We start from the raw sequence: 13,080 nt of genomic DNA on the forward strand, positions 1-13,080 counted from the left end.
CCTGCGGTGGCGAGGCACACCGCGCGGGGCGCTCGCCCCAAGAGACAGTAAAGTGCGTCCCCGTTCCCTCGCGGCGACGGCGTATGTGCGCACCTCCGCGCGAAACCCACCATCTGGACTTAAGGTTCTCGACTATGACGAACGCCGACGACAACACGCCCGACGACGGCGCCACTCCGTCCATGATCTCGATGCAGCACGTCGACAAGACGTTCGGTTCGCTGCACGTGCTCAAGGACATCGAGCTCGAGGTGCCCGCAGGTCAGGTCGTGATCGTGCTCGGTCCGTCGGGCTCGGGCAAGTCGACACTGTGCCGCACGATCAACCGGCTCGAGCCGATCGACTCGGGCACGATCGCGATCGACGGCAAGCCGCTTCCCGCCGAAGGGCGCGCCCTCGCGAAACTGCGCGCCGACGTCGGGATGGTGTTCCAGTCGTTCAACCTGTTCGCCCACAAGACGATCCTCGAGAACGTCACGCTCGGGCCCGTCAAGGTCCGCAAGGTGGGCAAGGACGACGCCCGCACGCGCGCCCTCGAACTCCTCGACCGCGTCGGCATCGCGAACCAGGCCGACAAGTACCCCGCACAACTGTCGGGTGGTCAGCAGCAGCGCGTCGCGATCGCCCGCGCGCTGGCGATGGGCCCCAAGGTGATGCTGTTCGACGAACCGACGTCGGCGCTCGACCCCGAGATGGTCAACGAAGTCCTCGACGTCATGACCGCGCTCGCGAAGGAAGGCATGACGATGCTCGTCGTCACGCACGAGATGGGCTTCGCCCGACGAGCGGGCGACCGCGTGCTGTTCATGTCGGACGGCGAGATCGTCGAGGACACCGACCCCGAGACGTTCTTCACCGACCCTCGCTCGGACCGGGCGAAGGACTTCCTCGGCAAGATCCTGAGTCACTGATCTGCAGGATCCGGGCGAGTCACCGACCGGCACCGGCTTCGAAGTACGACACGGTTTCACACCAGAGAAGGGAACTCGATGAGGATCAATCGTTCGATCCGAGTGGGAATCGCAGCGCTCGCCGTCGCGTTCGTGGCCACCGCGTGCGGCGGCGACGAGCAGAAGAGCGCGTCGCAGAGTGCCGCGGAAGGCAATCTGACGGTCGGTATCAAGTTCGACCAGCCCGGGCTCGGCCTGCGCAATCCGGACGGCACGTTCAGCGGATTCGACGTCGAGGTGGCGCAGTACGTGGCCGACAAGCTCGGCGTCGCGCCCGAGAACATCACGTGGAAGGAAGCGCCTTCCGCGCAGCGCGAGACGCTCATCGAGAACGGCGAAGTCGACTACGTCGTCGCGACCTATTCGATCACCGACGCCCGCAAGGAGAAGGTCGACTTCGCCGGCCCGTACTTCGTCGCCGGCCAGTCGCTGCTCGTGCGGTCCGACAACACCGACATCACCGGCCCCGAGTCGCTGTCCGGCGGCAAGCGCCTGTGCTCGGTCACCGGCTCGACGCCCGCGCAGAACATCACCGACAACTACGCGGGCGACGTCCAGCTGCAGCCGTACGACACGTACTCCGCATGCGTCGAGGCGCTGCGCAACGGCTCGGTCGACGCCGTCACCACCGACGACATCATCCTCGCCGGCTACGCCGCGCAGTATCCCGGTGAGCTCGAGGTCGTCGGCGAGCCGTTCACCGAGGAGCGCTACGGCATCGGCCTCGCGAAGGGCGACGACGAGTCGCGCGGCAAGATCAACGACGCGATCCAGTCGATGATCGACGACGGTTCGTGGGCAACCGCATTCGACGAGACCGTCGGCGCGTCCGGCTACCCGCTGCCGTCGCCGCCCACGGTCGACCGCTACTGAACCACCCCCGTGCGCATCCCGGTCCGGTCCGGCCGAACGTCGACCGGACCGGGGGCACACGAGCCTGACCACCCAGATCCGGGAGAGGGTTAGTGAATCTACTGAGCAAGTACGGCGATCAGCTGATCGACGCGTTCTGGATGACGGTGAAACTCACCGCGCTCTCGGCCGTCGGTGCACTGATCATCGGCACCGTCCTGGCCGCGATGCGCGTGTCCCCCGTGCCGGTCGCCCGCTGGATCGGCGCGGCGTACGTCACGATCTTCCGGAACACCCCGCTGACCCTGATCATCATCTTCTGCTCGTTCGGGCTCTTCCAGACGATGGGTGTCGCGCTCGCTGCCGAGGAGTCGCCGACCTTCCTCGCCGACAACAACTTCCGGCTCGCCGTGCTCGGCCTGAGTGTCTACACCGCGGCGTTCGTGTGCGAGTCGCTGCGCTCGGGTATCAACACGGTCAACGTCGGTCAGTCCGAAGCCGGTCGCTCGCTCGGTCTCACGTTCGCACAGAACCTGCGGCTCGTCGTCCTGCCGCAGGCATTCCGCGCGGTTCTCGCGCCCCTCGGCAGCGTGCTGATCGCGCTGACGAAGAACACGACCATCGCGTCGGTCATCGGCGTCGCGGAAGCGTCGCTGCTGATGAAGACGATGATCGAGAACGAAGCCGCGATCTTCGTCGTCGGCGGCATCTTCGCTCTCGGCTTCGTCGTCCTGACCCTGCCGATGGGTCTGCTGTTCGGATACCTGAGCAAGCGATTCGAGGTCGCCCGATGAGCCAAGCCACAGTCCTCTACGACGCCCCGGGCCCGAAGGCGAAGACCCTTTACCGCGGCGCGTCCGCGATCGTCGCCCTGCTCGTCGTCGGCGTCGGATATCTCGTCTACGCCGCACTCGACGACAAGGGTCAGCTCACCTCCGACAAGTGGAAGCCGTTCACCGATTCCACGTCGTGGACCACGTACCTGCTGCCCGGCATCCGCGGCACGCTGATCGCCGCGGCCGTGTCGATCGTGCTCGCGCTGATCCTCGGCGCCGTCCTCGGAATCGCGCGACTGTCCGACCACCGCATCATCCGCACCGTCGCGGGTTTCGTCGTCGAACTGTTCCGTGCGATCCCGGTCCTGATCCTGATGCTCTTCGCGTACCAGGTGTTCGCCGAGTACCAGGTCTTCAAATCCAAATATCTCGCACTCGCGGCGGTCATCGTCGGTCTCACGCTCTACAACGGCTCCGTCATCGCCGAGATCGTGCGCGCAGGCATCAAGTCGCTCCCGAAGGGACAGTCCGAAGCCGCATACGCGCTCGGCATGCGCAAGAGCCAGGTCATGGCGACGATCCTGCTGCCGCAGGCGGTCACCGCGATGCTGCCTGCGATCATCTCGCAGATGGTCGTGGCGCTGAAGGACTCCGCGCTCGGCTACCTCATCGGGTACGTCGAGGTCGTCCGCTCCGGCCAGCAACTCGGCGCCTTCTACGGCAACTACCTGCCGTCGCTCGTCGTCGTCGCCGTGATCATGATCGCGCTGAACACCGCGCTCACCTACCTCGCGACGTGGGTCGAGAAGCGCCTGCGGGCCGGCAAGCGCGGCACGCAGGCCGTCGCGCCCGACGCTGCGGCCAATGTGCCAGGCATGGACCTCACCGACACGAAACGCTGAGACACAGGGAATTCGGGCCCTCTCGCCCGCCCGGGCCGGTCCGTGTCGCATGATGTGGGCGTGACGTCGACGCTGCGCATGCTGATCCTGGTCGCACTCGGTGCGTCCGGTCTGTTCACCGGCATCGCGCTCGTCTCCGATTCGTCGGGGCGCACGATGGGATGGGACACGAGCATGCTCCCGGACTGGCACACGTGGGACTACCGCTGGGCCGGACTGTTCACCCTGGTCGCATTCGGGGTGCTGCCGCTGTTGTGCGCCGCCGGCATCGTGTACCAGGCGCCGCACATGCCGCTCGCGGCGGCCGGCATCGGACTGCTGCTCGTCGTGTGGGTCGTGTGGCAGATCGTGGTACTCGAGATCCGCGCACCGTACGCACACCTCGTCCTCGCGGCGGCAGGACTCGTCCTGGCCGCCACAGGCGTACGACGCCGCGGTGGCGCCGACTGACCGCCGTCACACCTGCCGGTACGGCGCGGCCGAAAACCTGCCGTTGCGTTCGCGGAACGACGCGCCCGTGCCCGGCCACAACAACGTCAAACGGTGACTGCGCGGATCGACGTACCAGCTCTCGCACCCGCCACGCAGCCACACCGTCGACTCTGCCCGCGTGTCGATCTCACGGGTGTACTCGGCCTCCGCGTCCTCGGTGACTTCGAGGCACAATCCAGGATCCGCGGCCAACGTGTCGAGCGCGCCGAGCACGTAGTCGATCTGTGTCTCGATCATGTACAGCGCCGAGTTGTGGCCGAGCGCGGCATTCGGTCCGTCGAGCACGAACATGTCGGGAAAACCGTGTACCGCGGTCGACGCGTACGACGTCATACCGCGGCTCCACCGCTGTGCGAGGGTCGTGCCGCCCCGTCCGACGACACGCTGCGCGAAGGGCATGTCGGTAGCGAAGAAGCCGGTCGCCGCGACGACGGTGTCGACGGTGTACCGGGCTCCACTCGCGGCCACGACGGCATCGCCGTCGATGCGGGCCAGGGCGGACGGTTCGAACGTCACGTGCGGCTCGCCGAGCGCGGGATAGAAGTCGTCGCTCAGCAGGATCCTCTTGCATCCGATCTCGTAGGACGGCGTCAGCAGACCCCGCAATCGCGCATCCGGAACCTGGCGCCGGAGATGTCCGAGGGCCTTCTCGCGGATCTGTTCGAGTTCGTCGCCCGGGCCGAGCCGCTCGCGCACGTTGACGTCGGCATCCGCGAACAAGTCGTCGCGCTCGGCGCGCGCCGTGCTCTCGTCGCGGCGCATACGCCGTTCTTCGTCGCTGTAGCGCCGGTTGCCGCGCGGCACGATCCACGGCGGCGTGCGGGACAGCACGACGACCGAACGCGCCGAGCGCGCGAGCTGCGGCACGATCTGCACCGCCGACGCTCCCGTACCCACGACCGCCACCGCCGCGCCCTCGATGGGCGCCGACGAATCCCACGCCGCGGAGTGGAACAACGAGCCGGGGAATTCGTCGACGCCGTCGACGTCCGGCAGACGCGGTTCGGACAGCCTGCCCACCGCGGTGACGAGCACCCGCGCGAGCACGGTGCCTGTGGTGGTCGCCACCAGCCAGCGGCGTTGCTCGTCGTCGAAGCGGGCCTCGACGACCTCGGTGTGCAGCCGGATGTGCGGGGCCAGCCCCTCGTCCCGCACCGTGTCACGCAGGTACCGCGCGATCTCGTGACCGTCGGCGAACAACGAGGACCAGTCCCCCGGCGGCCGGAACGAGTACTCGTAGATGCGCGCAGGCACGTCGCACGCGACCCCCGGATACCGGTTGTCGCGCCACGTGCCGCCGACGTCGGCTGCCCGTTCGAGCACGACGAAGGTGTCGCGACCACGGCGCGCGAGGCGCGTCGCCATCCCGATACCGGCCAGGCCCGCGCCGACGATCGCCACGTCGACGACCTCGAGCCGAGTGTCCTCCGCGGCCCGGGTTGCAGTACGCGCGTCGTTCACGCACCACTCCCCACGCCCGGGAGGTCTCCGTACGAGGTGGTGCGCTGCCGAAACTCGCGGCCGAGGTCGTCGGCCAGGGCGCGGACGTCGTCGAGTGAGTACTGGCGCCCCGATTCGGCGCCCGCCTCCGGCTCGATGCGGCCGTCCATCAGCAGCCCCCCGAAGTCGTCCGCGCCGCCGCGCAGGATCGCGCGCACCGCCGCAGGGTCCAGCTTGGTCCACGCGACCTGCACATGGTCGATCGCGCCGCGGCACATCAACCGCGCCACTGCATGGATTGCGCGGCTCTCGCGCACGCTGGGTCCGGTGCCCGCGAGCGCGGCGCGATGAGGCGGCGCATTCTGCGCGACCATCGGCATCGGGATCAACTCGGTGAAACCGCCGGTGCTCGCCTGGATGTCGAGCAGACTCCGGATGTGCGCCACCTGGTGTTCGGCCGATTCGAGATGTCCGTACACGATCGTGGCCGTGGAGCGCAGACCGGCACGGTGGGCTGCGGTGATCACCTCGACCCAGTGTGCAGGCGCGAATCCGGTGGCGGTGCCGCCGAGCGCCGCCCGCACGTCGTCGTCGAGTACGAGTGCCGCGGTGCCCGGCATCGAGTCGAGCCCCGCCTCGACCACACGGCGCAGGAATGTGGGGACGTCGACGCCGAGACGGCGTGCGCCGTCGACCATTTCAGGGGCGCGGAAGGCATGCAGGTGCATGCCCGGCGCTGCAGCCTTGATCCGGCGGACGGCCTCGAGATACCCGTCGGCGATGCCGACGGGCGCCGGCCCCTGCATGCAGATCTCGGTGGCACCGAGCTGCCAGGCCTCGTGCACGAGTGTCTCGAGCAGATCGTCCGTGCGATCCAACACGAAGCCCGTGTCGAGGTTGCGGTTCGCGACGACGGTGAGGACGTCGCCCACCGCGTCGCGCCGGGCCTCGTCGGCGAGCCCGCACAACGCGTCGAGGTGCGCACCGCGCGCACACACGAGCGTCGCCCATTCGTTGTCGTCGAGCGAGGCCGCATCGACCCCTGCCTTGCGCAGCGCCGCAGCCACGGCGCCGTCGGGTGCCTCGAGCTCTCCTGCCCACCGCGACCGCACAGTCATGGCCCGATGGTATGCCCGACGGCTGTGACGACTACCGCGCGGTGACCGGTCATTCGTCGACCGCGACGTCGAGCCCGTCGCTCGGCTCGTCGCCACCGATCCCCGGCCCCGACTCACTCTGCTCCTCGATCTGCGACTTCGCGGCGATCTGGGACTTCACGATCTCGAATGCCATCGATGCGGCGAAACCTCGCCGCGCGAGCATGCCGACGAGACGTCGGGTGGCCTTGTCGGTGTCGGTGACCGACATCGTGCGGAGCTTGCGAGCGACGAGCTCGGTGGCGCGCGCCCGCTCGTCGTCCGCGTCGATGAGATCGAGGGCGCGTGCCGCGTCCTCGGGCCCCACTCCTTTGCGACGCAACTCGACCGCGAGTGCACGTTTGCCGCGCCCCGAGTACGTGTGCCGTGAACGCACCCACTGCTCGGCGAAGTCGGCGTCGTCGATCAGACGAACCTCGGCGAGTCGATCGAGGACGCGCTCGGCCACCTCGGGATCGAACCCCTTCGCGGCAAGCTTGTCGGCGAGCTCGGCGCGGCTGCGGGCACGATCGGCGAGCAGGCGCAGGCAGACGTCCTTCGCCTGCGCCTCCGTCCCACGGAACGATGCGCCGGAACCGCCGGTCGGCCGGTCGGACCGCACGATCAGAACTCGACCGGCGCGTCCTCGTCGGCCGCGGCCGTGACGTCGGCGCCGACGCCGAGCTTCTCCTTGATCTTCTTCTCGATCTCGTCCCTGATGTCGGTGTTCTCGAGCAAGAACTTGCGCGCGTTCTCCTTGCCCTGGCCGAGCTGGTCGCCTTCGTACGTGTACCACGAGCCCGACTTGCGGATGAAGCCGTGCTCGACGCCCATGTCGATGAGCGAGCCCTCCTTCGAGATGCCCTGGCCGTACAGGATGTCGAACTCGGCCTGCTTGAACGGCGGTGCGACCTTGTTCTTGACCACCTTGACGCGGGTACGGTTGCCGACCGCATCGGAACCGTCCTTGAGGGTCTCGATACGACGGACGTCGAGACGCACCGAGGAGTAGAACTTGAGCGCCTTGCCACCCGTCGTGGTTTCGGGCGAACCGAACATGACGCCGATCTTCTCGCGCAGCTGGTTGATGAAGACCGCGGTGGTGCCCGAACTCGACAACGCGCCCGTCATCTTGCGCAGCGCCTGGCTCATGAGACGCGCCTGCAGACCGACATGACTGTCGCCCATCTCGCCCTCGATCTCGGCGCGCGGCACGAGGGCCGCCACCGAGTCGACCACCAGGATGTCGAGCGCACCCGAGCGGATCAGCATGTCGGCGATCTCGAGCGCCTGCTCGCCGGTGTCCGGCTGCGACACGAGCAGCGCATCGGTGTCGACACCGAGCTTCTGCGCGTAGTCGGGATCGAGCGCGTGCTCGGCGTCGATGAAGGCAGCGATACCGCCGTTCGCCTGTGCGTTGGCGACTGCGTGCAGTGCGACAGTCGTCTTACCCGACGACTCCGGACCGTAGATCTCGATGACACGGCCTCGCGGCAGACCGCCGATGCCGAGTGCGACGTCGAGCGAGATGGAGCCGGTGGGAATGACGGCGATGGGCTGACGTACGCCCTCGCCCAGACGCATCACCGAGCCCTTGCCGAAGTTCTTGTCGATCTGCGCGAGAGCGAGATCGAGAGCCTTGTCCCTGTCGTGCGCCTGTGGTGCCATGGTCGTCCCCATTCTCGAAGTCTGTACGCGATCCGTGCCTCGAAGGCCTGTCGTTGCGGTCGCGGGCCGGTGGTTGCGGTCGTGCGAACCGATCTGCCGCGAGCCTAGAGACACCCACCGACATGTTCACGGTGCCGTGCACACACAGCGTAAACGAACGTGTGTTCGAGATCGAACACCGGACGCGCGACACGCGGGCACGAGTGTTGCCGTGGGAGGGGGCTCAGCGCCTGCTGGGCGGCACGTCGAACTCGACACACAGTGCGCGCCACACGTCGCGCGGGTCGTGCCCGGCCTCGATCGCCTGAGCGGCCGTGAGTCCCCCGAGACCCGCCAGCACGTGGTCCGCCAGCAGGGCCTCACCGCGGAGAGTGCCGAACTCGTGGCGGACCATTTCGTGGAATTCGGTCAGTCGCACTCCCCCACCGTAGCCGCCGGCCGGACACGCCACGACACGGTGAACATCGGGCTCACGAGAACGGGATCACCGCGCGCGAGCGACGACCGTGCGGCACACCGCGACCGGATCGTGGACGCTCGCGGCGCTCGCCGCCGCGCGCTGCGCCGCGTCACGGAAACGCGGATCACCCAGCACGGTCTCGACCGCGTCACGTAACGCGTCCGGCGTCGCGGGCCGTACGACGACTGCGCTGCCCTGCCGCGCCGCACGGTTCGCGAGCTCCCACTGGTCGCCGCCCCCGGGGACCGCCACGACCGGAACCCCGTGCAACAGCGCCTTGGCGAGCATGCCGTGCCCCGCGCCGCACACCACGACGTCCGCGTCCGCGAGCATCGCGTCCTGCCGTCCGAGGCCCGCGCTGACCCACGAAGCTTCCCCCGCCGATCCGGCCGACCCGTCCAGGACCGACACGATCACCCGCACCCCCGTGCCCTCGAGCCCCGTGAGTGCCGCGTCGACCATGCCCTCGGCACCGGTGAACGCCGTCGACGGCGCGACCATGACGAGCGGACCATCCCCGGGCGCCGGCGCGAGCACGACCTCCGTCGGCTCCCACAGCAACGGGCCCACGAGGGAGGTGGCCTCGGGCCAGTCGGGGCGCGGCACCTCGAGTGCCGGGAGGGTCGCGATCATCCGCGCGGTGGGCCCGGGATCGCGTGCCGGGAGCCCGATTCCCGTGCGGGCGCGGGCCCGCTGCTTCAGGCCCTGGGCGATCGACCGCGCGGTCGCCGCCCGCATCACGGCGTCACGTAACCGCCCGCGCAGACCTTCGCCGCGCGCGAGGCCGCTCCCGATCGGCGGAAGCCCCCGCGACGGCGCATACAAGGGATGGGGGGACAGTTCGATCCAGGCAATCCCGAGCATCTCGGCCGCGAGACCACCGCCCGCGGTGAGAATGTCGGACACGATCAGGTCGGGCCCGAGGTCACGAAGCAACGGCATCAACTCGGTCGCGATGTATGCCGCGCGCGCGTGGATGCGCGCGCCCGCGTCGAGGTCGTCGTCCTCGGGTCGCGGTGCAAGACCCGGCAGGAGCCGCACGTCGACGCCCGCGGCGCCGGCCTGCGCGCGCCACCGCTCGCCGGTGTAGAGGACGACCTCGTCACCTGCATCGCGCAAGAGCAGCGACAGAGCGACGGCAGGAACGGCGTGACCCGCATCGGGGCCCGCGACGACGGCGACTCGCACGCGCACACTGTGACACACCGCACGACCGTGACTCGCAGCGCAGTGCTACTTGACGTCCTCCCGGCCGTGAACGACCAGGATTCCTACAGCGGCACGTCGTGCCGCTTCGGTGGGTTCCTGTTTCACCGGGACCTGCCTCCCGCTACGCGGCAGGACTTACGGTCCCTCCACAGGCGTTTCGTCTCTCCGCCCGTCCAGCGGCGAGAATGTTCTTCGCAGCGTTCAGGTCGCGGTCGGGGACCGCACCACACGCTGCACACGTCCACTCTCGAATCGAGAGCGGCTTCGGCCCGTCGACCACTCGACACGCCGAGCACGTCTGGGACGACGGGAACCAGCGGTCGATCTTCACGAACGTCCGCCCATATCGTGCGGCTTTCTCCTCGAGCATGCGAGTGAACATGCTCCATCCGGCGTCGTGTACCGACTTCGCCAACCGAGTGCGCGCCAACCCCGACACCGCCAGGTCCTCGACGAACACCGCTTGGCTGTCGCGGATGATCGCCGTGGACTGCTGGTGCGCGAAGTTGCGACGCGAATCGGCCACCCGGGCGTGTGCCTTGGCGACACGCAGGCGCGCCTTGGCCCGATTCCTGCTGCCCTTCTCCTTGCGGGAAAGGGTCTGCTGAGCCTTGCGGAGCGTGCGCTCCGCACGCCGCAGAAACCTCGGCGACTCGACGACCTTCCCGTCCGAGAGCACCGCAAACGTGGTCAGACCCAAGTCGATACCCACCTCGGCATCGACTTCGGGCAGCGGTTGCTGCTCGACCTCGACGACGAACGAGGCGAACTACCGGCCCGCCGAATCCTTGATGATCGTCACCGACGACGGTACCGACGGCAGATCCCTCGTCCACTCCACCTTCAGCTCGCCGACCTTCGCGACATACACTTTCCGGTTCGGGCGGAGCGTGAAGCCGTTGCGAGTGAGCCGGATCGCCTGCCGGTTGTCCTTGCGGGACCGGAACCGCGGCGCACCGACCTTGCGGCCCCTGCGTTTGCCGGACATCGAGTCGAACCAGTTCCGATAGGCGCGCCGCGCATCTTGGCAGGCCTGCACCAGCACTACCGACGCCACCTCGGCCAGCCACGCCCGCTGTGGAGTCTTCTTCGCTGCGGTGACTACCTGTTTCTGTACGTCGGTGTCCGAGAGCGTCACCCCGGCCTCGTATGCGTCCTGCCGGGCGCGCAGTGCATCGTTGAATACCACCCGCGCACACCCGAACGACCGGGCCAGCATGTTCTGCTGGCCCGGCGTCGGGTAGACGCGGAACTGGTATCGCAACTGCACAGGCAAACCCTATTCCTGACCACCGACACACTTGATGCGCTAACCCGGCCCTGAAGGACCGGGCTTGCGCGCTACGTTCTCCGGTCACGCGCGGTACAGCGGTCACGCGCGGTACAGCGGTCACGCGCGGTAGAGCGCGAAGGTGACGGCGTGCTCGGCATCGAACCCCCTCCGGCGACGGGTGACGGCCTCCACCTGATCGCGTGCCCGCACCGCGACCGGCTCGGGCCCGAGCGCCTCGAGATACCGCGCGTGCTGTTCGAGCGACGCGACGCCCGCTTCGACGTAGTCGGACACGTCGACGGCATAGCGTCCCGGCCCGCTCACCGCGATCCAATGCACCCCCGGCCAGGGTGCGAGCCCCTGCTCGGCGAGTTCGGGGAATATCCACTCGTTCGCGGCATCGGCCACGGCATCGAGCACCGTGACGCCCAGCGCGCGGTGGTCGGCACTGTTGACGAAGCCTCCGTCCGGCAGAGCCTGCCGACTCACACCGCCGTCGGGCGGGGCGTCGGCCGCGTCGTCGTCGGGGCGCCACGCGTGCCCGAAGAACATCGTCACCACGACATCGGGCCGGTGACGACGGATCGCCGCGGCGAGGTCGCGGCGCAGCGCCAGGCCCGCCTCGAGCTGCCCGTCGCGGTGCCCGAGGAACTCGACGTGCGTGACGCCCACGACGGCCGCGGATCTGCGCTCTTCGTCCTCACGGAGCGGCCCGCACTGCGCGGGCGGCAGGCCCGCGATGCCTGCCTCACCGCTCGTCGCCAGGACGTAGCGCACGTCCTTGCCCTGATCCGTCCATCGCGCGACCGCACTCGCGCAGCCGTACTCGATGTCGTCGGGATGCGCGACCACGACGATCGCGCGCGTCCAGTCCTCGGGCAGCGACCGCACCACCTCGAACTCGCTCATGGCTCCAGCATGGCAGGGCCGATGCGCGTCAACTACGCGTTTTGGTATCGGACATCGCCTTGACCAACAGGTAGATACCCGCGACGATCGCCCCGAGCACCACGAGCCAGAACAGGCCCTTGATCACGGCACCGACGAGCGCCAGCGCGATCCACACGACGAGCAGCGCGCCGAGAATCTTCCAGAACATCGTGTCCTCCCGGAGGCCTGTACAGGATGCGCCGCCGGGTCCAGGCCTCACGAATCACATCTCCCGGTACGCGCCCTCCAGCCTGGCACGTGCCACACGGGCCGTCACCGCCCGCAACCGGTAATGGGGGAAAGATCAGGGACTCCCCTGAGTGGGCCTCCTCACGCGGCCCCGGCGTAGACTCGCCGAGTTCACGCCCGCATCGACAGGAGCATCGACACCGTGTCGTCCACACGCCTCACCGCTCGCGATCTCGCTCAGGTCGCCGTGTTCGCGGCCCTCGTCATCGCGCTCGGACTGCCCGGCACCATCACGGTCGGGTCGTCGGGTGTGCCGATCACGCTGCAATCGCTCGGCGTGATGCTCGCGGGCGCACTGCTCGGGGCACGCAAGGGCACGCTGTCGATCCTCACCGTCATCGCGGTCGGACTGGCGCTGCCCGTTCTCGCGGGCGGGCGCACGACGTTCACGTCGCTCGCGAGCCCCACGATGGGCTTCCTGATCGGCTGGATTCCCGCCGTCGCCGTCGTCGGCTGGCTCACCACTCGCCTCGCACCACGACATCGCACCCTCTCCGCCGTCGCGGCCGCATTCCTCGGCGGCGTCGTGGTGCTCTACGCGTTCGGCCTCGCGGGCATGATGATCCGCACCGATCTCACGTTCTGGCAGGCACTCACCGCCAACGCGACCTTCCTGCCGGGCGACGCGGTCAAGGCCGTCGTCACCGGCGTCGTCGCCGCCCAGGTGCATCGCGCGTACCCGTCACTCGCGCGGGGCACGGCACGGGTGTCGCGCGCCCCGCGCCCCTCCGAAGCCAACTGAC

The 13,080-nt window shown here is 68.7% G+C and carries 15 protein-coding genes and 1 pseudogene; 6 read left to right on the top strand and 10 right to left on the bottom strand.

The genetic code is table 11. The annotated features are described in order from the left end of the window. Window positions 1-182: 182 nt before the first annotated feature. From HCA44_RS01385 to HCA44_RS01405, 5 genes are all read left to right on the top strand, one after another. A complete protein-coding gene (locus tag HCA44_RS01385) occupies window positions 183-911 on the top strand; it encodes an amino acid ABC transporter ATP-binding protein (RefSeq protein WP_206037575.1) in 729 nt (242 codons plus the stop codon). A gap of 78 nt (window positions 912-989) precedes the next feature. After that, the gene (locus HCA44_RS01390) at window positions 990-1,823 is read left to right on the top strand and encodes a glutamate ABC transporter substrate-binding protein (RefSeq protein WP_169646730.1); all 834 of its coding nucleotides are present in this window, start codon (window positions 990-992) and stop codon (window positions 1,821-1,823) included. 92 nt (window positions 1,824-1,915) lie between these two features. After that, window positions 1,916-2,596 carry an amino acid ABC transporter permease gene (locus HCA44_RS01395; protein WP_169646731.1) on the top strand — a complete coding sequence of 227 codons (681 nt, stop codon included), beginning with the start codon at window positions 1,916-1,918 and terminating at the stop codon, window positions 2,594-2,596. Further along, window positions 2,593-3,480, top strand: a complete 888-nt coding sequence (locus tag HCA44_RS01400; RefSeq protein WP_169646732.1) for an amino acid ABC transporter permease — start codon at window positions 2,593-2,595, stop codon at window positions 3,478-3,480. The genes HCA44_RS01395 and HCA44_RS01400 overlap by 4 nt, the downstream gene beginning before the upstream one ends. A gap of 60 nt (window positions 3,481-3,540) precedes the next feature. Then, on the top strand, window positions 3,541-3,930 hold the full coding sequence (locus HCA44_RS01405) for a hypothetical protein (RefSeq protein WP_346764511.1): 390 nt from the start codon (window positions 3,541-3,543) through the stop codon (window positions 3,928-3,930). Window positions 3,931-3,936: 6 nt separating this feature from the next. Here the strand turns inward: HCA44_RS01405 and HCA44_RS01410 are convergent, their stop codons facing one another. The 10 genes and pseudogenes from HCA44_RS01410 to HCA44_RS01450 form a co-directional block, all read right to left on the bottom strand. Continuing rightward, complete coding sequence (locus tag HCA44_RS01410) at window positions 3,937-5,433, bottom strand: NAD(P)/FAD-dependent oxidoreductase (protein WP_346764512.1); 1,497 nt, start codon at window positions 5,431-5,433, stop codon at window positions 3,937-3,939. Further along, window positions 5,430-6,530: an FO synthase gene (locus HCA44_RS01415; RefSeq protein WP_169646733.1), complete on the bottom strand. Its 1,101-nt coding sequence runs from the start codon at window positions 6,528-6,530 to the stop codon at window positions 5,430-5,432. Before HCA44_RS01415 ends, HCA44_RS01410 begins: the two co-directional genes overlap by 4 nt. Before the next feature lie 49 nt (window positions 6,531-6,579). Beyond that, window positions 6,580-7,170, bottom strand: a complete 591-nt coding sequence (gene recX / locus HCA44_RS01420) for a recombination regulator RecX (protein ID WP_346764513.1) — start codon at window positions 7,168-7,170, stop codon at window positions 6,580-6,582. 2 nt (window positions 7,171-7,172) lie between these two features. Next, window positions 7,173-8,216, bottom strand: coding sequence for a recombinase RecA (gene recA / locus HCA44_RS01425; protein ID WP_169646904.1), 1,044 nt, complete (start codon window positions 8,214-8,216; stop codon window positions 7,173-7,175). A gap of 223 nt (window positions 8,217-8,439) precedes the next feature. Beyond that, complete coding sequence (locus HCA44_RS01430; protein ID WP_169646734.1) at window positions 8,440-8,634, bottom strand: DUF3046 domain-containing protein; 195 nt, start codon at window positions 8,632-8,634, stop codon at window positions 8,440-8,442. A 66-nt stretch (window positions 8,635-8,700) separates the two neighbouring features. After that, window positions 8,701-9,864: a nucleotide disphospho-sugar-binding domain-containing protein gene (locus HCA44_RS01435; RefSeq protein WP_169646735.1), complete on the bottom strand. Its 1,164-nt coding sequence runs from the start codon at window positions 9,862-9,864 to the stop codon at window positions 8,701-8,703. A 142-nt stretch (window positions 9,865-10,006) separates the two neighbouring features. Then, window positions 10,007-10,642: pseudogene (locus HCA44_RS20860) on the bottom strand (RNA-guided endonuclease TnpB family protein); the annotation flags it as partial. A 12-nt stretch (window positions 10,643-10,654) separates the two neighbouring features. Continuing rightward, window positions 10,655-11,155: a transposase gene (locus HCA44_RS20865; RefSeq protein WP_346764514.1), complete on the bottom strand. Its 501-nt coding sequence runs from the start codon at window positions 11,153-11,155 to the stop codon at window positions 10,655-10,657. 120 nt (window positions 11,156-11,275) lie between these two features. Then, window positions 11,276-12,049: a PIG-L deacetylase family protein gene (locus tag HCA44_RS01445; protein ID WP_169646905.1), complete on the bottom strand. Its 774-nt coding sequence runs from the start codon at window positions 12,047-12,049 to the stop codon at window positions 11,276-11,278. Window positions 12,050-12,095: 46 nt separating this feature from the next. After that, window positions 12,096-12,257 carry a hypothetical protein gene (locus tag HCA44_RS01450; RefSeq protein ID WP_169646736.1) on the bottom strand — a complete coding sequence of 54 codons (162 nt, stop codon included), beginning with the start codon at window positions 12,255-12,257 and terminating at the stop codon, window positions 12,096-12,098. A 222-nt stretch (window positions 12,258-12,479) separates the two neighbouring features. On the opposite strand from HCA44_RS01450, the gene HCA44_RS01455 reads away from it, so the two are divergent. Then, window positions 12,480-13,079: a biotin transporter BioY gene (locus HCA44_RS01455; protein WP_169646737.1), complete on the top strand. Its 600-nt coding sequence runs from the start codon at window positions 12,480-12,482 to the stop codon at window positions 13,077-13,079. The last annotated feature ends 1 nt before the right edge of the window (window position 13,080 follow it).

Source organism: Rhodococcus sp. HNM0569, from assembly GCF_012726205.1.
In the GTDB taxonomy this organism is placed as follows: Bacteria; Actinomycetota; Actinomycetes; order Mycobacteriales; family Mycobacteriaceae; genus Rhodococcus_F.